Genomic DNA, 26,017 nt, shown 5'->3' with positions numbered 1-26,017 from the left:
TTATAAAAGAAGGTATTTTATAATGTCGAAAAATATAATTGCTAAAAAACAGGACAATGTTGATTTATTAACAGAAAATATTCAAAATTCAAAATTAATGATTTTGTTCGAGTATCAAGGTATGAAAGTTAGTCATTTAACAGAATTACGTCTTAAATTAAGAGAATTAGATAGCTTTATTAAAATCTATCCTAATAATATAATTAAGAGATCTTTTAAAACAATAACTTATTATGATTCATTCAAAGAATTTTTGAAATATCCTAAAGCTTTAACTTTTAGTACCAAAGAAACTTTTCAAGTTATTAAAATTTTAGGAGATTTTGCTAAAAAAAATAAAAATTTTAAGATTGTTTCAGGGGTTGTTGAGAATAAATTTTATTATGGGAATATTATTCATGATTTGGCTAGTTTACCTTCTAAAGAGGCATTATTATCGATGTTGGCTAGTAGCATGTTGTTTGTTCCATTAACACAATTAGCAATTGGTTTAGATTTATTATTGGAAAAAAAATCAAATTCATAATTTTAATATTTTATTTTTGAATTTTAAAATTTTATTTATTTTTTATATAAAATTTTAAATTATAGATATTTATAAAAAAGGAAGGTCTTTAAAAAATGGCTAAAATAACTAAAAAAGATTTTATCGAATCTTTACGAGAAATGACTTTATTAGACATTAAAGAATTATTAGATGGCTTGAAAGAAGAGTTTGGTATTGATCCTACTAATTTTGTAGCGACAGTTTCTCAAAATTTAGAAACTAAAGAAGAACAAGAAGAGCAAACAGAATTTAAAGTTATTTTGAAAAAAATAAATGGGAGTAGAGCCCAAGTTATTAAGGAAATAGCTGAAATAACTAAAAAATCATTATTAGAATCTAAACAAATAATTGATGATCTTAGTAACGGCGATGTTTTAATAAAAGAAAACATGAATAAAAAAGATGCTGAATATATCAAGCAAAAATTAGAGTCTTTAGATGCTGTAATTGAATTAAAATAATTTTTTAGTTATTTTAATGTTCTAGTATTTTTAATATTAAACCTAAGATATAATTTCTTAGGTTTTTATTATCTTATAAAGAGTTTTATTTTTGAATTTAAGGAATAATTAGTAAGATTCAGGAGTTGAAATATGAAAAGATATCGTAATACAAAATACGGAACGAAAATAGAACGTCGTAATTATTCCAAGATGAATTATGATGTAGAATTACCAAATTTAATAAAAACACAAACTGAATCTTTTAAATCGTTTTTAACCGATGGTATAAAAGAAGCTTTGGCGGATATTTCTCCAATAATAAGTTATAACGGTGATTTAAAATTATACTTTGATGATTTTTTCTTAAAAGAACCAAAATTAAGCGAAAGAGAAGCAAAAAAAAGAGATTTTAGTTATTGTTCTGAACTTTTTGTTAATGTTAGATTAGAAAATGTTTTCACTGGTGAAGTTAAAAAAAGCACTGTTTTGATGCTTGAACTCCCCTTAATGACTGCTTCAGGAACTTTTATTATTAACGGAACTGAAAGGGTTGTAATATCTCAAATTGTTCGGTCTTCAGGAGTTTATTTTACTCAAAAGTTAGATGTTAAAACAAATAAAATTCGTTTAGAAGGTCAAATTATTCCAACAAGAGGTTTTTGGATAGAATATGAACAAAGTAATAAAGACATTTTATATGCTAAATTAGATCGTTCTAAAAAAATTTCTTTAACTAAATTCATGCGTGTTTTAGGTTTTGATAATCGTGAACAAATTGAAAATGTTTTTGGAAAAAACGAAATCTTGGATTTAAGTTTTGAAAAAGATGATGATTCGAATTCAAATAATTCTATTATTGAACTTTATTCTAAATTACATCAGGGTGAAAAAGTTTCTGCTAATGTTGCTCGCGATTTTATTCGCGCTAGATTATTTGATCGTAGAAAATACGATTTATCTTTAGTCGGAAGATATAAAGTTAATAAAAAATTAGATGTTTTGAGTAGAGTAGAAAACACTTTTTTAGCTGAAGATATTAAAAATCATCAAACAAATGAGATTATTTTTGCTAAAAACACTATTTTAACAAAAGAAGTGATTCAAGAACTTCGATATAAACGTCAATATTTTCGTAAAATATTGATAAATGATGAAACAAATTTAGAAAAAGATTTTGATTCTGATATTTTAATTTATAAAACAAAAGATTCGGAAAAATTGTCTTATTTCAACTGTAATATTTTGAATACTCAAACAGGGGAAATTTTAATTACCCAAAATACTTTATTTGATGATGAAGCGATGAATATTTTAGAAACAAATAAAAATTTTCTCGAAGATAAAATTGTTCAATATTTTTTTGTTAAAGTTAATGATTCTAATAATTTAAAAAAGTCATTTAATGATGAAAATAATAAAGTTTTAAATGAAACATTAGAAATTTATATTTTTGATAATAAAGGAAATAAAAAATTTATTAAGGTTATCGGTAACAATCAGGATGAAAAAAGAGAACATATTGTTTTATCAGATATTATCGCTAGTATTAGTTATTATTTAAATCTTTATGATGATATTGGTAATACAGATGATATTGATTATCTTGGCAATAGAAGATTAAGATTAATTAAAGAACTTTTAAAAAATCAATTCCGTATCGGTTTAATGCGATCTGATAAAAATATCAAAGATCGTATGTCAGTTATTAAATTTGAGAATATTACACCAGGTGGTTTATTTAATTTTTCTCCTTTGTCTGCAGTAATTAAAACTTTTTTTGGTAGTTCACGTTTATCTCATTTCATGGATCAAATTAATCCTTTATCTGAATTAACTCAAAAAAGAAGAATTTCTGCTTTGGGAGCTGGTGGAATTGATCGCGATCGCGCCGGTGTCGAAATAAGAGATGTTCATAATTCTTATTACGGACGTTTATGTTCTATTGAAACTCCTGAAGGTCCTTCTATTGGTTTGATTTCTTCTTTATCTACTTATGCCCAAATAGATAAATATGGTTTTATTCAGACTCCTTTTTTAAAAGTAATTCATCGTAACGGAATTGCTCAAGTTTCAAATGAACATGAATATTTAACCCCTATGCAAGAAGAAGGTAAAATTATAGCTTCAGCAGATTCTCTGCTAGATAATAATAATGTTTTTCAAGAAGAAAAAGCATTTGCAAGAAAAAATGGGGAAACAGGTTTTTATAGCGTTGATCAAATTGATTATATCGATGTTTCTCCTAAACAAATAGTTTCAGTAGCAACTTCTTCTATTCCTTTTTTAGAACATAATGACGCTTCACGTGCTTTAATGGGTACTAATATGCAAAGACAAGCTTTGCCTCTTTTGATCCCTGAAGCTCCTATTGTGGCAACAGGAATAGAACATCGTATAGCTAAAGATTCTGGATGTTCAGTTATCGCTAAAGAAGATGGTTATGTTTATTATGTTGACGCTTGTAAAATTGTTATTCAAGAAAAAACAGGTACAAAATCTAGTTATGATTTGATTAATTTTGCTAAATCTAATCAAAATAACCTTATTTTGCAAAAACCTATTGTGAAAAAAAAGGAATATGTTCGAAAAGGTGATATTATCGCTGATGGTCCTGCTATTTCTCAAGGAGAGTTGGCTTTAGGAAAAAATATCACAGTAGCCTTTATGACTTGGGATGGTTATAATTATGAAGATGCCATTATTATTTCTGAAAATTTGGTTCAACAAGATATTTATACTTCTATTCATATTAATAAATATGAAATCCACACTAGAGAATTAAAAAAAGGAGCTGGCGAAGAAAAAATAACTAGGGAAATACCTAATGTTAGCGCTGAATATTTAAAAAACTTAGACGAAAGAGGAATAATTATTCCTGGTTCTGAAGTTAAAGAAGGAGATATTTTAGTTGGTAAAGTAATTCCTCAAGGTATTTTAGAACCGACTCCTTATGAAAAATTAATTCAAACCATTATTGGAGAAAAAGCACGTGATTATAAAGATGTTTCTTTAAGAGTACCTTTTAGAGAACAAGGGATCGTGCAAAGCGTAGAATATTTTTCTACAAAAAATGGAGATAATTTAGCTATTCCTGGAGTTAATGAAATCGTTAGAGTTTATATTGCAAAAAAAAGAAAAATTAAAGAAGGAGATAAAATGGCGGGAAGACATGGTAATAAAGGAGTTATTTCTCGTATTTTACCGAAAGAAGATCTTCCTTATATGGCTGATGGCACTCCTATTGATATTATGTTGAACCCTTTAGGTGTTCCGAGTAGAATGAACATTGGACAGATTTTAGAAATGCACTTAGGTTTTGCTTGTAAAAAATTAGGTATCAAAGTATCTACTCCTGTTTTTGATGGTGTTAATAACGAAGATTTAAAAGTAATAATGCAAGAAGCTAATCTGCCTTTAGATGGTAAAATGATTTTATATAATGGTAGAACTGGTGAACCTTACGATAAACCTATTGCGGTTGGCACTTTATATATGATTAAATTATCTCATATGGTAGATGATAAATTACATGTTAGAAATGTCGGGCCTTATACTTTAATTACTAATCAAGCAACACGTGGTCAAGGTCATAGTGGACCAGGTGGACAAAGAATTGGAGAAATGGAAGTTTGGAGTTTATATGGTTATGGAGCTGCTCATACTTTACAAGAATTTTTAACTATTAAAAGTGATGATATGATAGGACGTAATAAAACTTATAACTCTATTGTCAACGGGTTGCCTTTACCTAAACCTTCTATTCCTGAAAGTTTTCGTGTTTTTTCTAAAGAATTACAATCTTTGGGATTGCATGTAGAATTAATTCAAAACGATACCAAAAAGAATAAAGTTCATTATTCTTTGGTGGAACACGAAAAGGAGAAATAATTTAATTTAATGATGAATTCAAAGATTAGAATCGAAAATTTTCTTTTTTCTCAAAAAACATTAACAGAATTAAAACTTATTGGTATTGAGTTTATAAATGATTTTGATTCTTATACTTTAGAAAATTTAAGTTCCTTGTTGAGCAGAGATGCTTTTGAGGCAATTATTCCTGTTTTAAAAGAAAATTTTTTACCCACAAAATTAGAAAATTTAAATTTAAATAAAGAAATTATTAATATTTTGAATCATAAGAAAATCTATAATTGTAGTGATTTATTTCACCAAGATTTTAATTTTTTATCTAAAATATTTGAAAAAGATTTAATTCAATTAGAACAAGTTGAGTCTCTTTTTCGATTATATGGTTATTTTATAAAAAATAAAACACAAACGGAAGATGCAACAAAAAATAAGGATGAAATTTCTTTAAAACAAAATGACGAATTATATAATTCTAATAAAATTTATGGCAGTCATGAATATGAATATTTTAAAATTCGTTTAGCTTCTCCAGATGAAATTAGACAATGGTCTTATGGAGAAATTGTGAATTATGAAACAATTAATTATCGTACCGCTAAACCAGAATTTGGAGGCTTATTTTGTCCTAGAATTTTCGGTCCTGTAAAAGATTTTCAATGTTCTTGTATTAAAAAACAAATTTTACAAAAGAATCAAATTTGTCCTCGTTGTAATGTTGAAATTACTGAGAAAAAAGTAAGACGCGAAAGAATGGGACATATTGAATTAGTTTCTCCTATTGTTCACACTTGGTATTTAAATAGTTCTCCTAGTAGATTAGCTATTTTATTAGGTATCAAAGCTAAAGAATTATCTAAAATAGTTTATTATTCTTCTTATATTATTATATCTCCGGGCGAAACAAAATTAAAACCTAAACAAATTATTTCAGAGATTCAATATGCTTATTATTTAGAACATTTTGGGAATAATTTTGTCGCTTTAACAGGAGGCGAAGCTGTAAAACAATTATTAGAAGAATTAGATTTAAATCAAAATATTAAATATTTAAGAAAAATAATGAAACAAGTTTCTAAACAAAAAAGAGATAATATTATCAAAAGATTAGAAATCATTGAGTCTTTTAATCGTTCAGATAATAAACCTGAATGGATGGTTATGGATGTTATTCCTGTTTTGCCAGCTGATTTAAGACCTATAGTTCCTTTAGATGGAGGACGTTTTGCTACTGCTGATATTAACGATTTATATAGAAGAATTGTGAATCGCAATGATCGTTTAAAAAGACAAATGAAACAAAAAGCACCGCGTCTAATTATCAAAAACGAAAAAAGAATGTTGCAAGAAGCAGTAGATGCTTTATTTGATAATGTTAAATTTAATAAAAAAAATAATTCTAATATCGAAAAAAGTAAAAATTTAAAATCTCTATCAGAAATGTTGAGAGGAAAACAAGGACGTTTTAGACAAAATCTTTTAGGAAAAAGAGTCGATTATTCTGCTCGATCTGTAATTATTGTTGGTCCTGATTTAAAAATTCATCAATGCGGTATACCAAGACAAATGGCTGTTATCTTGTTTAAACCTTTTATGTTAAATAAATTGCAAGAAATAAAAGGTATTGATAAAAAAAGTGCTACTTTATTGTATGATAAAATGAATGAATTTGTTTGGAATGTTTTAGAAGAAGTAGTTAAAGAACATCCAGTTTTATTGAATAGAGCTCCAACATTGCATCGTTTAGGAATTCAAGCTTTTGAACCAAAATTAATTGATGGCAAAGCTATTAAATTACATCCTTTGGTAACGCCAGCTTTTAATGCTGATTTTGATGGAGATCAAATGGCTGTTTATCTACCTCTTTCTTTGGAAGCTCAAGCAGAAGCGCGTTTATTGATGTTAGTTTCAAATAATATTTTAGATCCTAAAAATGGTAATCCTGTTTTATCTCCTTCTCAAGATATGGTTTTGGGTAATTATTATTTGACTATCGAAGAAAGAAAAGACCGTATTTTGAAAGGTTATAACGATGAACAAAGAAATAAAGAACATCAATTTAAACATCGTAACGAAGGTAAAGTCTTTCTGGATCTTAAAGAAGCAGAATTAGCTTTTTATAACAAAGAAATTGCTTTACATACGAGAATTTTAGTAAAAACATCTCAAATTAATTCTTTTTTTACCGAAGAACAAAAAGAAAAATATTTAGTGACAACGTTAGGAAAAATGATTTTTAATGATATTTTACCATCTGATTTTCCTTATATTCAAGAACCTACTTTATTTAATTTAGAAAACAAAACACCAGATATTTACTTTATTTCAAAAGGAATCGATCCAAAAATTTTTTTTCAACAACCTTTAAAAGTTGAACCTTTTAAAAAGAAATTTTTGTTAATGATTATTGATTTAATGTTTAAAAAAAGTAATATCACAGAAACTTCTAAAATGTTAGATAATATTAAAGATTTAGGTTTTAAATATTCTACAATTGCTGGTATTACAATTTCTCATAATGACATCAATGTTTATTCTAAAAAACAAGAATTATGTGAACAAGTAGAAGATAAAATTACAAAAATAGAAAAATGGTATGATGATGGTTTTTTAACTCGAGCAGAGAGAAAAAGTTTAATTATTCAAGAATGGAAAATTGTTCGTGATAAGATTCAAGATGGATTAATGAGAGAATTTGAACAAGATAGTAATTTATTTATGATTAGTGATAGCGGAGCTCGCGGTAATTCTTCTAATTTTTCTCAATTGTCAGGAATGAGGGGATTGATGAATAGCCCTAAAGGAGAAATTTTAGAAATTCCAGTCAAATCTTCTTTTAAAGAAGGATTAACGGTTGCAGAATTTTTTAATTCAACTCATGGAGCTCGTAAAGTTTCAACTGATACTGCGATTAAAACAGCTGAATCAGGATATTTAACACGTCGTTTAGTTGATGTAGCACAAGATAATATTATTACTCAAGAAGATTGCGGAAGCGACAAAGGAGTTACAATTGAAGCTATTATTAGAGATGAAAAGGAAATCATTTCTTTATCACAACGTATTTTGAATCGATTTGCTTCAGAAGATATTTTTAATTCTGAAAATAATAATATTATAGTTAGAAGAAATGAACTTATAAGCAAAGTGATTATTAAAAAAATTATAGAATCAGGAATTGATAAAGTCAAAATAAGAAGTGTTTTAACTTGTAATTGTGAACATGGTATTTGTACCAAATGTTATGGTTTAAATTTATCTACTAATCAAAACGTTGAAATTGGCGAAGCTGTTGGAGTTATAGCTGCTCAATCTATTGGCGAACCTGGTACTCAGTTAACTATGAGAACTTTTCATACTGGGGGAGTGTTATCTGTTTCTGATATTACTCAAGGATTACCTAGGATTCAAGAATTATTTGAAGCTCGCATTCCTAAAGGTAAAGCAATCATTAGCGAATATGATGGAGTAGTAAAAAAAATAAAGAATAATTATCATTTTTCCGAAATCACCATTATTCCTTATGAAAATCCGAATAATCCTCATATTTATAATGTTTTTTCTAATATTGAAATTTTAGTTCATGAAAACATGCATGTAAAAGCAGGTGATAAATTAACAACAGGTTCGATCGATTTAAAAGAATTGTTAAGGGTAAGTGATGTTGAAACTACTCAAAAATATATTCTTGAAGAAGTACAAAAAGTTTATCAATCTCAAAGTGTAAATATTAATGATAAACACATTGAAATTATTATTCGTCAGATGTTTAAACAAATATTAATTGTTTACGAAGGAGATAGTGAACTTTTACCAGGACTAGAAGTTTCAATTAAAGAATTTAAAGAAGTGAATAAAAAAATGATTCAACAGAAGAAAAATTTAGCTGTTGGAAAAACTATTTTATTGGGAATTACAAGATCTTCTTTGAAAAGTGATTCTTTATTATCCGCTGCATCTTTCCAAGAAACTACTAAAATTTTAATTGATGCGGCTATCAGAGGACAAGTAGACCATTTATATGGTTTAAAAGAAAATGTAATTATAGGTGGTTTGATTCCGGCAGGAACAGGTATTTTAAAAAATTCTTATTTTAGATATCCTTTAAATCAAAAAATAAGTGATAATCATAAGGAATAATTTTTTCTTTATTGAATTATTCAATTTACTTCTTTTTATTTAAACATTTATTTTTATATAAAAAAAGTAAGAAAATTATATTTTTATTGTAAAATATAGGTATAATTAATTATTTTTTAAAAAATCAATCATTAAGATATTAAATCTTAAAATATTATAAAAAGAAAGGTTTTAAACATATAAAAGAATGCCTACTATTTCCCAATTGATTAAAAAAAGAAGAAAAAGAAAAAAAACAAAAGTTAAATCACCAGCTTTAAGATATAGTTTTAATAGTTTACGTAAAACAACAAAAAAATATTCATCTCCTCAAAAATCAGGAATTTGTAATAAAGTATCTACGGTAACTCCAAAAAAACCCAATTCTGCTTTAAGAAAAATTGCAAGAGTTCGTTTAAGTAATAATACAGAAGTAACAGCTTATATTCCAGGAATCGGTCATTCTTTGCAGGAACATAGTATTGTTTTAGTAAGAGGCGGAAGGACTAAAGATTTACCTGGAGTTCGTTATCGTATTGTCAGAGGAGCTTTAGATACTACAGGAGTAGCTAATAGAAATCAAGGTCGTTCTAAATACGGTTCTAAAAAAGTTACTGTTAAAAAATAAAATTCGAAATTAAATTTCAATTAATAAAATAATAAATAAAGGGAAATGTAAATAAATTATGTCTCGAAAAAAATGTGTTTATAAGAGAGATATTTCGCCTGATCTTATCTATAATTCTAAATTAGTAACTAAAATTATTAATACAATTATGAAGGATGGAAAAAAAAGCGTATCTCGATCTATTTTTTATGGAGCTTTAGAAAAAATAAAAGAAATTTCTAAGAGAGAACCTATTGATGTTTTTAATGAAGCTTTAAATAATATCATGCCTATTTTAGAAGTTCGTACGCGTACTATTGGAAGTCAGAATTATCAAATTCCTTCAGAAGTTCGCCCTGAAAGACGTCAATCTTTAGGCTTAAAATGGTTAATTCAATATGCAAGACAACGAAATGAAAAAGGTATGATAGAAAAACTGGTTAAAGAAATCATAGATGCTTCTTTAGGAAAAGGATTAGCAGTTAAGAAAAGAGAAGATACACATCGTATGGCTGAAGCAAATAAAGCTTTTGCGCATTATCGTTGGTAGTTCAAAAAGGAGAATGATTTATGGGACGTAAATATAGTTTAGACAAAATACGTAATATTGGGATTATGGCTCATATCGATGCTGGAAAAACTACTACTACAGAAAGAATTTTATTTAATACAGGTAAAATTCATAAAATAGGCGAAACTCACGATGGTAATTCTCAAATGGATTGGATGGAACAGGAACAAGAAAGAGGTATTACTATTACCTCAGCCGCAACTAATATTTTTTGGAAAAATCATAGTATTCAAATTATTGATACTCCAGGACATGTTGATTTTACAGTTGAAGTTTCTCGTTCTTTGAGAGTTTTGGATGGAGCAATAGTCATTATCGATGCGCAATCAGGAGTAGAACCGCAAACCGAAACTGTTTGGCGTCAAGCTACAGAATACAAAGTTCCAAGACTGGTTTTCGTTAATAAAATGGATAAAGTAGGGGCAGATTTTGTTCATGCTATTAATACTTTAAAAATAAGACTTGGTGTGGAAGCAGTTGCTATTCAATGGCCTATAGGAAAAGAAAATAATTTTACTGGGATTATTGATTTATTAGAAATGACTGCTCATCATTATGATGAGGTTTCCGAAGAAAAAGCTAAATTAATTGATATTCCTGATGATTTAAAAGAAATTGCTTTACAAAAAAGACAAGAATTGATAGAAACATTAGCTAAGCATGATGATGAATTACTTAATATTTTTTTTGATAATAAAGAAATTGATGCAAATATTTTGAAAAAAGCAATTCGGAAAGCAACTTTGAATGTTAATTTTTTTCCTGTTTTATGTGGTTCTTCTTTTAAAAATAAAGGAGTTTTAAAATTATTAGATGCAATGATTGATTTTCTTCCTTCACCGCTTGATATTCCGCCTGTTGTAGGTTTAGATATTGATAATAAAGAAATTATCCGTAAAGCTTCTGATGATGAACCCTTTACAGCTTTAGCTTTTAAAATTATGACAGATCCTTTTGTAGGGAGATTAACTTTTTTAAGAATTTATTCTGGAAAATTACAAACAGGCATTTATGTTAAAAATACAATTAAAAACGTTAAAGAACGAATCGGTCGTTTATTACAAATGCATGCTAATACAAGATCAGAAATAAAAGATGCTTATGCTGGAGATATTGTAGCTGTGGTGGGATTTAAAAATACTACTACAGGACATACTTTAACTTCAGAAAATGATTTTATTGTTTTAGAATCGATGAATTTTCCGGAACCGGTCATCGAAGTTGCGGTTGAACCAAAAACTAAAGGTGATCAAGATAAAATTATTACAGCTTTAGGAAAACTAGCAGAAGAAGATCCTACTTTTAAAGTTTATGTTAATCACGAAACAGGGCAGACTATTATTGCAGGGATGGGAGAACTTCATTTAGAAATTATTATTGATCGTTTGAGAAGAGAATTTAAAATCGAAGTTAATAAAACTCAACCTCAAGTTTCCTATAGAGAGACTTTAACTAAGACAGTTAAAACCGAAGGTAAATTTATACGTCAGTCTGGCGGAAGAGGTCAATATGGTCATGTAGTTATTCGTTTTGAAACTAATGAAGGAAAAGGATTTGAATTTATTAATAAAATTGTTGGAGGTGTTATTCCTCGCGAATACATTCCTTCAGTAAAAAAAGGGTTAGAAGAATCTTTAAATAGTGGTATTCTTGCTGGTTATCCTTTTGTAGATGTAAAAGCTACTTTGTTAGATGGTTCTTATCATGATGTAGATTCGTCAGAAATAGCTTTTAAAATTTCTGCTTCTATTGCTTTAAAAGAAATTAAAAAAGATGGTGGTTTAGTATTACTAGAACCTATTATGGATTTAGAAGTAGTAACGCCTAATGATTATGTAGGTAATGTTATTGGAGATTTAACATCACGAAGAGGTAAATTAGAAACTCAAGAAACCCGTGGTAATGCAGTATCTATTAGAGCTTCGGTTCCTTTATCTGAAATGTTTGGTTATGCTACTAATTTACGTTCTAATACACAAGGAAGAGCAACTTTTATTATGCAATTCCTCAAATATGATAAAACACCAAAAAATATTGCCGAAAGAATTATTCAAGAACGTAATAAATAAAAAATATTTACATTTATTAAAATAAAAAAAATAAAATTTAAAGATTAACAAAGGAGGCCTAAAATGGCTGAAGTATTTAAAAGAAATAAAACACATTTAAATGTTGGAGCAATTGGTCATGTTGATCATGGAAAAACTTCTTTAGCTTCTGCAATTACTTTTTATTTATCTTTAAAAGGATTAGCAAAACAAAAAAAAAATGAACAAATCGATAAATCTCCTGAAGAAGCAACACGTGGAATAACCATTAGTACTTCTCATATCGAATATGAAACAGAAAAAAGACATTATGCACATGTGGATTGTCCTGGGCATGCTGATTATATTAAAAATATGATTACAGGTGCAGCGCAAATGGATGCAGGCATTTTAGTTGTTTCCGCTGTTGACGGGGTTATGCAGCAAACAAAAGAACATGTTTTGTTAGCAAAACAAGTTGGAATTAAACAATTATTAGTTTTTTTAAATAAAATAGATTTATCTGATGATGAAGAGTTGATAGGAATAATTGAACTCGATATTCGAGAATTATTAAATAGAAATGGTTTTGATGGTGATAATGCACCTATTATTAGAGGATCTGCTTTCAAAGTAATTGAAATTTTTAAAAAAAATGCTGCTAAAGATTTACAAAATATTTCAGGAGAAGATGCTAAGTATTTAGGAAAAATAGAAGAATTACTTAATGCTTTAGATACTTATGTTGAAGAACCAGAGCGCGAAATTAATAAACCTTTTTTGATGCCTATAGAAGATGTTTTTACTATTTCAGGTAGAGGAACAGTTGTCACTGGACGTGTTGAAAGGGGTCAAATTAAAATTGGTGAAGAAGTAGAAATTATTGGGATTAAAGAAACTAAAAAAGCAATCGTTACTGGATTGGAAATGTTTGGTAAAAGTTTAGGAAATGCTTTAGCAGGCGATAACATAGGAGTTTTATTACGTGGTATTGCTCGTGGTGATGTTGAGCGTGGACAAGTATTAGCGAAACCAGGTTCTATAAAACCTCATTCTAAATTTACAGCTGAAGTTTATGCTTTGCCTACAGCAGAAGGCGGTAGGACTACACCTTTTACTAATGATTATCGTCCTCAATTTTATTTTAGAACTACTGATGTTACAGGAACAATTAAAATATTAGGTGATAATAAGATAGTTATGCCTGGTGAATCTGCTCAAATTGCTGTTACTTTAATTAGTCCGATCGCTTTAGAAGAAAAAACTAATTTTTCTGTTCGCGAAGGCGGAAAAACTGTTTGTGCAGGAATAGTTAAAGAAATTTTAGATTAAAAAAAATAAACCAAATTATTATTTATAAAAATTATAAAAAATAATTTGGTTTTATTTAGATATATCAAATATTATTTTGATATTTTTTTTTTGATATAAACTTCTATAGGCTTCATTAAATAAATAATTTTTTTAGTGCCAATTATTTTATTAATTATTTGAAATATAAATTTAGAAAAAGGATTTTCTTAAAATGACAATTTATAAAACTATAGACGGTAAGTTATTTAAAAAAATGATTATTAATGGTGCTTTGAATTTAAACAAAAATTCACAAGCAATTAATGATTTAAATGTTTTTCCTGTTCGTGATGGTGATACAGGTAATAATATGAAAATGACTATGTTAGAAGGTATCAAAAAACTAGAAAATATCGATGATTCTTCTATTATTAAAGTAACTCAGGTTTTATCTGATGCTTTATTGATTAATTCTAAAGGGAATTCAGGGGTTATTTTATCTCAATTTTTTTGCGGTATTTATGAACAAATTAAAATTTTTCAAAAAAACAATATTAATATTTCAGATTTTATTCAATCTTTAGCGAGAGGTTATCAAAAAGCTTATAATGCAGTTATAGAACCTGTTGAAGGAACTATTTTAACTGTTTTTCGTGAATCCATCGAAAGTGTTAGGAAAGAAAAAGATAAATGGCAAAGCATTAATGAAGTAGTAGAAAATTTAATTAAATATGCTGAAATTTCTCTAAAAAAAACTCCTGATTTATTAAGTGTTTTAAAAAAAGCTAATGTAGTAGATAGTGGCGGAGCCGGTTATATTTTAATTTTAAATGGTATGTTATCTTTTTTAAATGATACAGAAATTCAAGAATATACAGATAATAATATAAATAATTTTTTTTTAAATCCTCAAGCAAAAGAATATCATTATGATTTAGAAATTTCTAAATTGAATTATATTTACTGCACAGAATTTATTATTAAATTGCAATCTCCTGATTTTTTTGATGTAAAATTACAAAAAAAATATTTCATGAAACAAGGCGATTCATTGATTTTTTTGAAAAATAATGATTTATTAAAAATTCATATTCATACTAATGATCCAGGAATAGTTTTAACTAGTCTTTTAAAATACGGAACATTAATAAAATGTAAAATTGACGATATGAAAGAACAAATTGATTCAGTTATCGAAAAAAAGAAAAAAAATAATGATTTCAATATTAATACGCAATCTAAAGATTATGCAGTAATAGCTATATCTTTTAATAAAGAACTTCAAGATATTTTCAAAGATTTAAAAGTTGATTATATTATAGAATATATTCCTGATAATGATTATTTTTTAATACAACAATTACGAAAAATCTTGACAAATATCAATGTTAAAAATATCCTTATTTTCCCTAATTATAAAAAAACTTCTATTTTGCTTCAGAATATGAATTTAGTTAAAGATTTTACTTCTTTGAATATAGAATTTTTACAAATAGAAAACATAGCTCAATGTTATAGCGCTCTTTTATTTTTAGATGAAAAACTTTCTTTAAAAGAAAATTTAAAAAGAATAGAAGAAAATATGAAAAAGATTAAAATAGGTGAAATTATCTTTAATAATAATATCTCTATTCAATCATCACAAAATATTTCGTTAAAAAAAGAAAATAAAAAAAGTTTTTTAGCTATTTGGAAACAAAAACAAATAGCATATCATCAAGATTTAGTTAAATTAGTAAAAAAATTATTAGTTAAAATGATTAAATCAAAAAATATTTTTTTAACTTTTTTTTATAATAAAAATCTTGTTAAAAATAAAGATTTATTGGAAATAGATAGTTTTTTAGAACAAAAATATTCTTTTATAGAAATAGAAAAAATAGAAAATAATGATGATTCTTTATCTCCTTGTATTTTTCTTTTAGAATAATATATTCTAATATTCTTTTTATTATTATTTTTGAGTATATACAAATTATAATTAATAAATTCATTCATAAAAAGATATTTTTATTTTATGAATATTATTTGGTAGATATGGCGGAATGGTATACGCGCATGTTTGAGGGGCATGTGAGAAAATTTTTCTCTTGTGAGTTCGAATCTCATTATCTACACCAAAATAAAAATCAATATCATAAATAATGTAAAAAAACCCAATTATTATCTTAAATAAATAAGAAATCATTGGGTTTTTTTATTAAAAAAATAAATATACTGAATCAGTAATGATTAAAAATTAAATTATTTCAATTCAAATTTATTTATTCATTTTTGTTTTTAAAGCGATTTTTTCAACAGCTTCTGTAACCGCTTTTGTAGCTTTCGGATTAAAAATAGAAGGAATAATATAATTTTCATTCAATTCATTTTCTGGAATAACATTGGATAAAGCATAAGCGGATGATAATTTCATTTCTTCTGTTATTTGTTCAGCTTGAACATTTAAAGCACCACGGAAAATACCTGGAAAAACTAATAAATTATTGATTTGATTAGGAAAATCAGATCTTCCGGTAGCCACAATTCTAGCATTTCCTTTTTTAGCTTCTTCAGGAAAAATTTCTGGAATTGGATTAGCTAAAGCAAAAACGATTGCGTCTTTTTTCATAGTAGAAACCATTTCTTTAGTTAATAAATTAGGTTTTGATAATCCGATAAAAATATCTTTGTTTTTAATAGTACTTTCTAAATTTCCTTTTTCATTATTGAAATTAGTTATTAATGCCATTTTTTTATGACTTTCATTTAAAAAACAATTGCTATTTCTGTTAATCGCTCCCTCTTTATCTATTAAAACTATATTTTTAGGTTTTAATAAAAGTAACAATTTAGCAGTAGCAATTCCTGCAGAACCTGCACCTAAAATAACTATTTCTACTTCTTCTATTTTTTTTCCAACTACTTTTAAAGCATTTAAAATTCCAGCAGTTATTACAATAGCTGTTCCGTGTTGATCATCGTGAAAAACAGGAATATTTAATTTTTCTTTTAATTTTGTTTCAATTTCAAAACATTCAGGCGCTTTAAAATCTTCTAAATTAATAGCGCCAAAAAAAGATGAAATTTTACTAATAATGTTTATAATTTCTTCTGTATTTTCTGAATCAATACAAATAGGAAAAGAATCAATATTAGCAAATTTTTTTAATAGAATAGCTTTCCCTTCCATTACAGGAATAGAAGCTAGAGCTCCAATATTCCCTAAACCTAAAACAGCTGTACCGTTAGTAATTATTGCGACATTATTACCTTTAGATGTATATTTATAAGCATCTTTTTGATTTTGTTGAATTTTCAAACAAGGTTCAGCAACTCCTGGAGTGTAAACTAAAGATAAGTCTTCGAGATTATTAACTTCTACTTTAGACTTCATTTCTAATTTACCTTTTTTTTGTTCATGAATTTTTAGTGCTTTTTCTTTTAAATCCATAAAATATTATAATCCCCTATATTTTCTATTTTTTTATTCATAATTTTTTACAATATTTATTCAATATACAAATAATATATAAAGAAATTATTATGATTATTATAAAAAGTTTAAAATTCATTAAATTAATAATAAAAATAATTTAATTCCTAAACCACTACTATTATAATACTTAAAATAAAAAAGTTATTTTTTTATGTAATATAATTATGTATATTGATATTATTCTAATATCTATTTCGAAAATATTTAAATAGTTTTTGAATAAAAAACATCATTAATTTTATTATAATAAATTATTTTTAAATTATTGAAATTATAAATTAGTAATTTGTTTATCAAAAAATGAATTAAATTTTAGAAAAAAATTAATCAATCTAAAATATTATTTTTTAATTTTATTCTTTTATGTTTTTTAATATTTTTTTTCTTAATAGTTTTATTTTATCACTTGATATTCTTAATTTTAATTTTTTATTTTAATTATTTTTTTTCTAATATTTTTTATTTTTTTTTATTGATTAATACACTGTTCCTTTTTTAGACAATTTCTGTTTATAAAATAACTCTTTAAGATCTAAAATTAAGTAGATCATTTCATATCTTTTCAAATTAAAGAAATATTTTTGTTAATTAAAAAAGTGTCTAAATTTTTGGAACAGTGCAACTTTGCATTGATTCATAATATTTTAATAATTTAATTTTTTATTTATTTATAATATTTTAAGTTCCATCGTTTGTTTTTTAACTAACAAAAAATAATTATCATTTTTATTTTTTAAAAAACTTATTTTTTTATTTAATTCTTCTTGATTTAAAATCGGAATAATGCTAAAACTCAAAGATAAAAGACTAGCTTCTTTTAAATCCGACAATAAAGCCAAAACACAAACAGAAGGATGAAACTTAGAAATATTATAAGCATCTTGAAAATTATCTACTATAATAGCTTTTGCGTTTAAACGAAAAGCTATTTCGACAACGCTCAATAATAAATACTCTCGAGAATTTTGAGGTTGATAAATATGTGATAAAAAATAAGAATCTAAATTTTTTTCTGCTTGATAATTAATCTTACTCATATATTGAACTGATTCAATAGGATAATCGCCAGACGCTGATTCTCCTGACAACATAGTTGCTACAGTTCCTTCTCTAACAGCATTAAAAACATCTGAAATTTCAGCTTTTGTAGGGTGAGGATTTTTTTGCATTGATTCAAGCATCTGAGTTGCCACAACAACTATTTTTCCTTTCAATAAACATTGAAAAATTATTTTAGTTTGATATAAAGGCACTTTTTCACCAGGAATTTCAATACCTAAATCTCCTCGAGCTACCATAATTCCATCAGAAATATCAATAATTTCATCCAAATTATCAATACCTTCTTGATTTTCTATTTTTGCAATAATTTGAATTCTATCATTTTTATTTTCTTTTAAAATATTTTTTATATCTTGGATATCTTTTGCGCTTCGAACAAAAGAAGCAGCTATATAATCATAATCTTCTTCAATAGCAAAAAGAATATCATGATAATCTTTAGGGGAAATAAAATCAATATTGAATTTGACATTTGGAACATTAATACCACGACGTGATTTTAAATTATGATCATTTTTGGCTCTTGTAATCAATTCTTTTTTAGCCAAATCTTTATCAATGACTTCTAAAGATAAATAACCATCATCAACATAAATCATGTTACCAACATTTATTTCTTTATAAAAATCTTTATAAGTGACTGAAAAACCTTCACAATTACCTAAAACTTCTTCTGAATAAATTTTAACTAAAGAATTTTTTTTAATACTTACTAAACCATCAAATTGATGTGTTCTTATTTCAGGCCCCTTAGTATCCAAAATAAAACCTACATAAGATTTTAGCTCTTTATTTAAATCTTTTATATTTTGAATTAAAATTCTACTTTGTTCATATTCCGCATGAGAAAAATTAAATCTTGCTACATTTAATCCTGAATGAATTAATTTTCTTAAAGTTTCTTTATCATAAGAAGACGGTCCTAAAGTACAAATTATTTTTGTTTTATTCATAATATATTCAATTCCTTTTAATTTAATTAATTTTTAATTTTAGTTTTATCGCATATATAAAATAGGAAAAATAATACTAGCTAATATATAAATAATAATACCAATTGTCCTTGTAATAATCATTGCAAAAGGCAATAAATAAGATCTGTGGCTAATTTCCATAACGGCAATATTCCCCGTTGACCCAATACTATATGCGCAAATACCAGATATTAAAGCAGATTCTAAGGGATAAAATTCAAACCATTTCGAAAATATAAAAACTAAAATAATTGTTGTTAATAAAGAAATAATAACCATAAGCAAAATGATTGGATTCAACATACATTCTCTCAATTTATCGAATTTTGTAGTTAAACCTAGGCCAACTAAAGCAGGAAACATAAAATTAATATTCATAAATTTTCCAGTTTGAAATAAATCATTTTGATATTTAAAAGAAATTAGATTGAAAAATTTCATAATTAATAATATAAAAATGACAAAAACTATAATATCTAATTTAAAACGAATTTTTTGACACAACCAATAATTAATTATACTACTAATCGAATACAAAGAACAAACAATTAATAAACCTGAACCAATATTTTGATATTCTAAGGGAGTTTCAGAAAATTTTTTTACCATTATTTTTTTTTCGTTTCCTAAAAAATTTTTACTGCTATATTTAGTGTTATCAAATAAAAAATATAAAAGACCAGCAAAAAAAATACTTAAAACCTTTGTTAAAATTAAAGGGGCCAAAATAACACTTTTTATATCAACAACACTGGAATTTTTAAAAACTTCTTTATAAATACCATTAGAAAAACCATTAATACCTAAATTAGTTCCGCCATTAGTTAACGGAACAGCTACAAAAAAAATACTATCCCAAAAAGAACCTTTCGTTTTATTTTTGAATATATCTGGACACTCATAATTAAAAATATATCCTATGACACCTATTATCAAAATAGATATTAAAATAGCAATTAAAGTTAAAAAAATTAATTTATGTAAAGATTTTTTTAAAAAATCTATATCAAGGCTAATAATACTTCCTGAAACAATAATGATTATAAAAAATTGTGCAAAATTAATTCCTAACCCATCTTTGTCGCTATTCGGCTTATTAAAAAAATAATAATCAAACATTTCAGATATTTTTTTATTGATTAAACCTTTGTGAACCAAATAAGAAGGAATTAAAATACAAAGTAAAAAACCTAATCCTAATTTATTAAAAAAAGGAATATTTTCGCCAATAAAATTCAAAAAAAAACCTAATACCATTATTAAAAACAAAGGTGTTAATAAAGGATGCCATAATTTAGGTTCATTATTTATATAAAATAAATTAAAAAAAATTAAGAAAATAAGTATTAAAAAAAATAAAGGATGAAACCCAAAAATATTTTTTTTTATTTTTTGCATATTTAAAATAATAATTAATAAAAAAAATAAAAACTACCCTTTCTAATATTGGAAAAATTTTTTTTATAAAACAAAAAAATATTGTTTCATAAAAAATATAAATATACATAAGAATATAAAAATATTATATAAGAATATCCTTATCAGTATTCAAAAAAAAAAAAAAAAAAATAAATAAGTCATAATTTTATTTTTCTATATTTAAGAAATTTCCTAAAAAAACGGAACAGCACAAGTCGGTAGCTTAAAACTCAAATTGGAATATTTGAAAAAAATTAAATCAAAAATAAAACTACTTGAAAATAAACTTAAATTATTATATATTATATAATGAATTGAAAGTTAAAAATCAAAAAGAAGGGTGATTTAATATTTAAATATTAATAGGAATAATGATAATAAAATTAATATTTTTTGATATTTCTAATTATATTATTGAGAATGGTCCTAATACTAATATTATTCATATTAATTAAATTACAAAAAATATTCATACAATATAATATATTATGATTAAGCGTAATATTAAGTAAAAAATAATGAAAATTTTTTTTTTTATTTGATTTGATTTTTGAAGATTTACTTTGTAGCATAATCTAGAATTATATTTTTATTTTTGTCAATTTGAATATGAAAATATAAAAAATATTCTAAATTTAATAATAATTTAGATAGAATAATTTTTATTTTTCAAAATTTATGAAATTTTTTATTTTTTAGTATTTATAAATATTTTTAAATTTTGTATCGATTAAGAAAGTATTTTTTTAAACGAAAATATTTTTTTATCAAAAAAATTATTAAAAAACGTTTATTGAAAAATTATGTAATTTTATTTAGGATGAAACTTAATTAAAATTACATAAAAAATATAATACAGAAAATAATTTTGTCGAGGAATAATAAAAATAATAATAAAAATATAATTATATTTTTATATTATTAAAATCAATTATGAAAAATAGAAATGTATTGTTTTGGATTTTTGTTTTATTTATTATTAATTGTATAAATATTTTTTTTTGTCTTGGTTATATGAACCCTATAATCAAAAACTCTTTTTTTGATTTTTTTCATCTGAAAAATGAATTAACAGATCAAGAAAAAACGGCATACCATGAAGCAGGACATACTTTTTTTGCATTAGCTTATCCTAAAATTTTTGATTTAAAATATGTAACAATTAAACCAAAAGGAATATCTAAAGGTCGTACTGTTTTTAATCTGATTAATAACGATATTTCGAGAAATTGGAAAGAACGACTTTTATGTGATTTAGGCGGTACATCAGTTGAATTGTGGTTGTATGAAAATAATAAAATTAAAGAAGAACAAGTCGGTGAAGGTTCTAAAAGCGACTATTTAAAAGCTAAAAAAGTTCTTCGCGCAAAAGGTTTTAATAATTTGCAAAAAGAGTTAGATTTTTATTTAATTCAAGGAAAAAAAATAATCTACAAGAATAAAGAAATTATAGAAAAGATTTATCAAGAGTTGTTATCTAAAACAACATTAAATAAAGAAGATTTATATAAAATTAAAAATAATAAAAATTTTATTTTGGATTAATGTTTGAATTATTTATTTTCTTAAAATTTTGTTCTTTTTTTTGTATAAAAAAACAAGTATAATATTGATACTGTTCGAATTTATTTCAATGAACAAATTTACAAAATATTTTATAAAAATAATTTTATTTTATAAGGAATAAAAAGTTCATATTTTTTTATATAATAAATTTTTATTTGAAATTAAATATTTTTAATATAAAAATTTTATTTTGAGAGGTTTATTTTGATAGGTTTTAAAAAAAAACGATATGAACAAAGAAGATATTTTAAATATTAGTAATTTAACTTTAGAAGAAGTTTTTCATCATTTTAAAACTAGTAATTTGGGTTTAAATTCAGATGAAATAGAAAAAAGACATTTTTTATACGGTTACAATATTATTCAAAATAATAAAAATTTTAATTTTGGGAAGCAATTTATAAAACAGTTTATTTCTATGTTTGCTATTTTATTGTGGATATCTAGTGTTTTAGCTTTTTTTATAGGTGATACAACTATTGGAATAGCGATAGTTTCAGTTGTAGTCATTAATGGCATTTTTTCTTTTTTTCAAGAATATAAAGCAGATAAAATTTTATCTTCGTTAAACGATATGATGCCAAAAAAAATTCAAGTATATCGTGATAATAAAATACAAATGATTGATATTACTGATTTAACTATTGGTGATTTAATATTTTTAGAAATGGGTACTATTATTCCTGCAGATGCAAGACTTGTAGAAGCAAATAATTTTTTCGTTGATAATTCAATGTTATCCGGCGAAACTGTTCCTTTAAATAAAAATTCTTTTCCTAATTTAGAAAAAATTAATGTTATTTCAGAAATACCTAATTTAGTTTACGCTGGTACTACGGTATCACGAGGTAGTGCTAAGGCTATTGTCTATTCTATCGGTTCAAAAACACAAATCGGTGAAGTGTCTGATATAGCGCAAAATATTAAAAAAAGAAAAAGTACTTTAGAAAAAGAAATTAATCGAATAGTTAAAAAAATAAGTTGTATTGCTTCTTTTTTATCTATAGTAGTTTTTTTAATTTGTTTTTATTATTATTATAATGATAAAAGTTATTTATCTAATTTTACAAAAGCTTTAAAAAGTGCTGTTATTGTAGCTTTAGGAATGTTAGTTGCTAATATACCAGAAGGGTTATTACCTACTATTAATTTAAGTTTAGCAATTGGTTCCCAAAGAATGGCTAAACGAAAAGTTTTAATTAAAAAATTGTTTTCGGTAGAAACATTAAATTCTACAACAGTGATTTGTACTGATAAAACAGGTACTTTAACTAAAAATCAATTAACTTGTAAAAAGGTTTTATTTCCTGGCGGAATTTTTGATATTGAGATTAGTGATTTTTCAAAACAAATTTTATCTACAGACATAAAAAATAATATAAATGATGATAAAGTTAAAGTTTTAAATAAATTATTTATTGCCGCTATAATGTGTTCAGAAACTAATTTAATTGATGATCCGAAAGATAAAAATTATTTTAAAATAATCGGAAATCCAACAGAAGGTTCTTTATTGATTGCTGCTTCTAAATACGGTTTAGATGTTCAACAAGTTAAAAACAATTGGAAAATTGAGAAGATAAATCCTTTTTCTTCTGAAAACAAAAAAATGAGTGTTTTAGTTGAAAATATTTCTCAAGAATATTATGATAAAAAAGATAAATATTTATTTATCAAAGGTGCTCCAAATATTCTTTTGGAGGATTGTTTATTCCAATATAAAAACAAGAAAGTTTTATTATTTTCTGAAGAAGAAAAAAAATTTTTCGAAAAGCAAAATCAAACTCTATCGACTCAAGGATATCGTCTTTTAGCTATTGCTTATAAAAAAATAGAAAAAAATATTTCTGAAGAAGAAAATAAGATGGTTTTTTTAGGTTTTACTGTTCATTATGATCCACCAAAAATAGAAGTTTCAGAAGCAGTCAAAAAATTATATCAATATGGTTTAAGAATCGTTGTTATTACAGGAGATTTTGGTCCAACAGTTGTTTCCATAGGAAAACAAGTAGGCATTATCTCAGAAGAAAATAATTTTTTAAATATCGATGGTTCTCAAATTGATAAAATGTCAACACAAGAATTAAGAGAAATTATAAAGAAGCCTCAACCGATATTTTTTTCTCGTGCTACTCCTAAACATAAATTACAAATTGTCGAAGCTTATCGTGATAACGGAGAAGTTGTAGGATTTATTGGAGATGGAGTTAACGATATTTTAGCTATGAAATCTGCTGATATTGGTATTGCAATGGGTAAATCAGGAAAAGATATTGCCATTAATTCAGCTGATATGATTTTATTAGATGATGATTTTTCTTCTATTCCGAAAGCAGTTTTAGAAGCTCGTAATATTTATTCTAATATTAAAAAATTTATGATTTATGTTTTTAGTTCTAATGTTCCTCAAATTTTTCCTATTTTATTTATGGCTTTTACACAAATGCCACTTTATTTAGGTGTTATGCAAATTTTAGCAATAGATTTAGTTACAGATTTATTGCCTGCTATAGCTTTAGGTGGCGAAAAACCAGAAGATAATTTATCTGAACAAAAACCTATAAATAATAAGGATAGTTTATTAGATAAAACAGTTTTGAAAAAAAGTTATGGTTTTTTAGGGATTATTGAAGGATTATTAGCTTTAATTTTCTTTCTTTGTTATATTAAAGGTGATATAAAAAAATTTAGTGGTTGGAATTTTGAAGAAGTAACGAATAACAAAGAATTTCTAAAAGCATCTACTATGGCTTTTGGTGCAGTTATTTTCGCTCAAATAGGTAATGTTTTTGCTTGTCGTTCTAATAGACTTTATTTTTGGAAAGTTATTTTTAAAAAAAATAAATTGTTATATTTTGGTATTTTATGTGAATTATTTTTCTTTATTTTAGTTTCTCAATCTTTTGATAAATTAAATAATTTTTTTGGGAATACAAAAATAGATTTTTCTGATTATTTATATTTGTCTTGTTGCACTTTAGTTATTTTATTATTCGATACTATTTATAAATTTTTTGTTAACAATAAATTTAATAAAAAAAGATTTTAACAATTATTTTTTTCAAAAAATAAATTTTAAAATAAAAAATTAACAAAAATATATTGTTAATTTTTTTATATTTTTTCATTTTTAATATAAATATTTTTATTTTAATAAAAATAAAATAAAATTTTTGTAAATTTTTCTTTTTATAATTAAAAAAAGTTATTCTAAAATTTTTTTATTTTAAATCTAAAGAGGAATTATGAATGAAACTTATTGTAGGATTAGGCAATATTGGCGATTGTTTTTCTTTAACACCTCATAATATAGGATTTATGTTGGTTGATTATTGTTTACAAATATGGAAATTTAATTTGTTATTTATTCGAAAAGAATTATCAAATTTAATTTATCATTTAAGCATTAAGGAAGAAAAATTTATATTATTAAAACCTCAAACTTATATGAATTTATCTGGACAAGCAGTTAAAAAAGCAATAGATAAATATAAAATCAAAATTAAAGATGTTTTAATAATTAACGATGATATTTATTTAAAAGCAGGGATTTTTAAATTAAAAAGCAAAGGAGGTCATGGAGGTCATAATGGTTTAAGAAATATAATTGATATTTTGAAAACTAATCAATTCAAAAGATTGAAAATAGGTGTAGATTATGATAAAAATATTCCTTTAGAAGAATATGTTTTGAAAAAATTCGATTCACAATTTGAAAATAAAATTTTAGAAAATTTTCCTTTTTTTGAAAGATTATTGATTAATTTCGTAAAGGGAATATCTTTTGATAATTTAATAAATATTTCAATATAAGAATATATATTGAAATCATTTTTGTATTTTATGATTATTGTATTTTTATAAATTTTAAAAAATAAATTTTATTTAAAAAATATTGAATTTTTTTTTTTTATGTTATAATTAAGTGTTGTTATATTTTATGCTAAATTCAAATAATTTTTATTTGTAATTTTTTTTAGTAATGATATTATTTAATATTTGTTTTTATTTTATTTCTTTGAAAACTGAAGATGATTTTTTTTA

Annotated in this window: 15 protein-coding genes and 1 tRNA gene; 13 read left to right on the top strand and 3 right to left on the bottom strand. The window is 24.7% G+C overall.

From position 1 onward, the window contains the following. The first annotated feature begins 22 nt into the window (after nucleotides 1-22). The 10 genes from rplJ (at nucleotide 23) to MDPP_RS00865 (ending at nucleotide 15,594) form a co-directional block, all read left to right on the top strand. A complete protein-coding gene (gene rplJ / locus MDPP_RS00910) occupies nucleotides 23-526 on the top strand; it encodes a 50S ribosomal protein L10 (RefSeq protein ID WP_144658327.1) in 504 nt (167 codons plus the stop codon). Nucleotides 527-621: 95 nt separating this feature from the next. Further along, nucleotides 622-1,008 carry a 50S ribosomal protein L7/L12 gene (gene rplL, locus MDPP_RS00905; RefSeq protein ID WP_144658326.1) on the top strand — a complete coding sequence of 129 codons (387 nt, stop codon included), beginning with the start codon at nucleotides 622-624 and terminating at the stop codon, nucleotides 1,006-1,008. Between the two features lie 132 nt (nucleotides 1,009-1,140). Beyond that, nucleotides 1,141-4,878, top strand: coding sequence for a DNA-directed RNA polymerase subunit beta (gene rpoB, locus MDPP_RS00900; RefSeq protein WP_144658325.1), 3,738 nt, complete (start codon nucleotides 1,141-1,143; stop codon nucleotides 4,876-4,878). A 9-nt stretch (nucleotides 4,879-4,887) separates the two neighbouring features. Then, nucleotides 4,888-8,997: a DNA-directed RNA polymerase subunit beta' gene (rpoC, locus tag MDPP_RS00895; RefSeq protein WP_144658324.1), complete on the top strand. Its 4,110-nt coding sequence runs from the start codon at nucleotides 4,888-4,890 to the stop codon at nucleotides 8,995-8,997. Between the two features lie 187 nt (nucleotides 8,998-9,184). Beyond that, nucleotides 9,185-9,604 (top strand): 30S ribosomal protein S12, encoded by a 420-nt coding sequence (rpsL, locus tag MDPP_RS00890; protein WP_144658323.1) that lies wholly within the window; start codon nucleotides 9,185-9,187, stop codon nucleotides 9,602-9,604. Between the two features lie 58 nt (nucleotides 9,605-9,662). Continuing rightward, complete coding sequence (gene rpsG / locus MDPP_RS00885) at nucleotides 9,663-10,133, top strand: 30S ribosomal protein S7 (RefSeq protein ID WP_144658322.1); 471 nt, start codon at nucleotides 9,663-9,665, stop codon at nucleotides 10,131-10,133. Between the two features lie 20 nt (nucleotides 10,134-10,153). Continuing rightward, on the top strand, nucleotides 10,154-12,223 hold the full coding sequence (gene fusA, locus MDPP_RS00880) for an elongation factor G (RefSeq protein WP_144658321.1): 2,070 nt from the start codon (nucleotides 10,154-10,156) through the stop codon (nucleotides 12,221-12,223). Nucleotides 12,224-12,286: 63 nt separating this feature from the next. Further along, nucleotides 12,287-13,513, top strand: a complete 1,227-nt coding sequence (tuf, locus tag MDPP_RS00875; protein WP_144658320.1) for an elongation factor Tu — start codon at nucleotides 12,287-12,289, stop codon at nucleotides 13,511-13,513. A gap of 193 nt (nucleotides 13,514-13,706) precedes the next feature. Beyond that, complete coding sequence (locus tag MDPP_RS00870) at nucleotides 13,707-15,404, top strand: DAK2 domain-containing protein (protein ID WP_144658319.1); 1,698 nt, start codon at nucleotides 13,707-13,709, stop codon at nucleotides 15,402-15,404. Nucleotides 15,405-15,505: 101 nt separating this feature from the next. Continuing rightward, nucleotides 15,506-15,594 (top strand) — tRNA-Leu (locus tag MDPP_RS00865). A gap of 140 nt (nucleotides 15,595-15,734) precedes the next feature. On the opposite strand, the gene MDPP_RS00860 is transcribed toward MDPP_RS00865, so the two are convergent. The 3 genes from MDPP_RS00860 to MDPP_RS00850 all read right to left on the bottom strand — a co-directional run bounded on the left by MDPP_RS00860 (nucleotide 15,735) and on the right by MDPP_RS00850 (nucleotide 20,386). Further along, nucleotides 15,735-16,907, bottom strand: a complete 1,173-nt coding sequence (locus tag MDPP_RS00860; RefSeq protein WP_144658318.1) for an NAD(P)-dependent malic enzyme — start codon at nucleotides 16,905-16,907, stop codon at nucleotides 15,735-15,737. A 713-nt stretch (nucleotides 16,908-17,620) separates the two neighbouring features. Continuing rightward, on the bottom strand, nucleotides 17,621-18,967 hold the full coding sequence (gene pyk, locus MDPP_RS00855; protein WP_144658317.1) for a pyruvate kinase: 1,347 nt from the start codon (nucleotides 18,965-18,967) through the stop codon (nucleotides 17,621-17,623). A 45-nt stretch (nucleotides 18,968-19,012) separates the two neighbouring features. Next, complete coding sequence (locus MDPP_RS00850) at nucleotides 19,013-20,386, bottom strand: 2-hydroxycarboxylate transporter family protein (protein WP_144658316.1); 1,374 nt, start codon at nucleotides 20,384-20,386, stop codon at nucleotides 19,013-19,015. Nucleotides 20,387-21,421: 1,035 nt separating this feature from the next. Between MDPP_RS00850 and MDPP_RS00845 the strand changes: the two genes are divergently transcribed. The 3 genes from MDPP_RS00845 to pth all read left to right on the top strand — a co-directional run bounded on the left by MDPP_RS00845 (nucleotide 21,422) and on the right by pth (nucleotide 25,786). Further along, nucleotides 21,422-21,952 (top strand): FtsH/Yme1/Tma family ATP-dependent metallopeptidase, encoded by a 531-nt coding sequence (locus tag MDPP_RS00845; RefSeq protein ID WP_186390724.1) that lies wholly within the window; start codon nucleotides 21,422-21,424, stop codon nucleotides 21,950-21,952. A gap of 250 nt (nucleotides 21,953-22,202) precedes the next feature. Next, complete coding sequence (locus MDPP_RS00840; RefSeq protein ID WP_144658314.1) at nucleotides 22,203-25,022, top strand: cation-translocating P-type ATPase; 2,820 nt, start codon at nucleotides 22,203-22,205, stop codon at nucleotides 25,020-25,022. Nucleotides 25,023-25,222: 200 nt separating this feature from the next. Beyond that, entirely contained in the window at nucleotides 25,223-25,786 is a 564-nt protein-coding gene (pth, locus tag MDPP_RS00835; RefSeq protein ID WP_144658313.1) for an aminoacyl-tRNA hydrolase, read from the top strand. The last annotated feature ends 231 nt before the right edge of the window (nucleotides 25,787-26,017 follow it).

Origin of the sequence: Candidatus Phytoplasma pini (genome assembly GCF_007821455.1) — a bacterium.
GTDB classification, from domain to species: domain Bacteria; phylum Bacillota_I; class Bacilli_A; order Acholeplasmatales; family Acholeplasmataceae; genus Phytoplasma; species Phytoplasma pini.
This window is presented reverse-complemented; position numbering and strand designations above follow the sequence as displayed.

Coding starts and splice junctions, on each gene's coding strand:
- MDPP_RS00840 (WP_144658314.1), top strand. CDS start 22,203: ATGAACAAAGAAGATATTTTAAATATTAGTAATTTAACTTTAGAAGAA.
- tuf (WP_144658320.1), top strand. CDS start 12,287: ATGGCTGAAGTATTTAAAAGAAATAAAACACATTTAAATGTTGGAGCA.
- rplJ (WP_144658327.1), top strand. CDS start 23: ATGTCGAAAAATATAATTGCTAAAAAACAGGACAATGTTGATTTATTA.
- MDPP_RS00845 (WP_186390724.1), top strand. CDS start 21,422: ATGAACCCTATAATCAAAAACTCTTTTTTTGATTTTTTTCATCTGAAA.
- pth (WP_144658313.1), top strand. CDS start 25,223: ATGAAACTTATTGTAGGATTAGGCAATATTGGCGATTGTTTTTCTTTA.
- MDPP_RS00870 (WP_144658319.1), top strand. CDS start 13,707: ATGACAATTTATAAAACTATAGACGGTAAGTTATTTAAAAAAATGATT.
- rplL (WP_144658326.1), top strand. CDS start 622: ATGGCTAAAATAACTAAAAAAGATTTTATCGAATCTTTACGAGAAATG.
- rpoB (WP_144658325.1), top strand. CDS start 1,141: ATGAAAAGATATCGTAATACAAAATACGGAACGAAAATAGAACGTCGT.
- rpsL (WP_144658323.1), top strand. CDS start 9,185: ATGCCTACTATTTCCCAATTGATTAAAAAAAGAAGAAAAAGAAAAAAA.
- fusA (WP_144658321.1), top strand. CDS start 10,154: ATGGGACGTAAATATAGTTTAGACAAAATACGTAATATTGGGATTATG.
- MDPP_RS00850 (WP_144658316.1), bottom strand. CDS start 20,386: ATGCAAAAAATAAAAAAAAATATTTTTGGGTTTCATCCTTTATTTTTT.
- MDPP_RS00860 (WP_144658318.1), bottom strand. CDS start 16,907: ATGGATTTAAAAGAAAAAGCACTAAAAATTCATGAACAAAAAAAAGGT.
- pyk (WP_144658317.1), bottom strand. CDS start 18,967: ATGAATAAAACAAAAATAATTTGTACTTTAGGACCGTCTTCTTATGAT.
- rpsG (WP_144658322.1), top strand. CDS start 9,663: ATGTCTCGAAAAAAATGTGTTTATAAGAGAGATATTTCGCCTGATCTT.
- rpoC (WP_144658324.1), top strand. CDS start 4,888: ATGATGAATTCAAAGATTAGAATCGAAAATTTTCTTTTTTCTCAAAAA.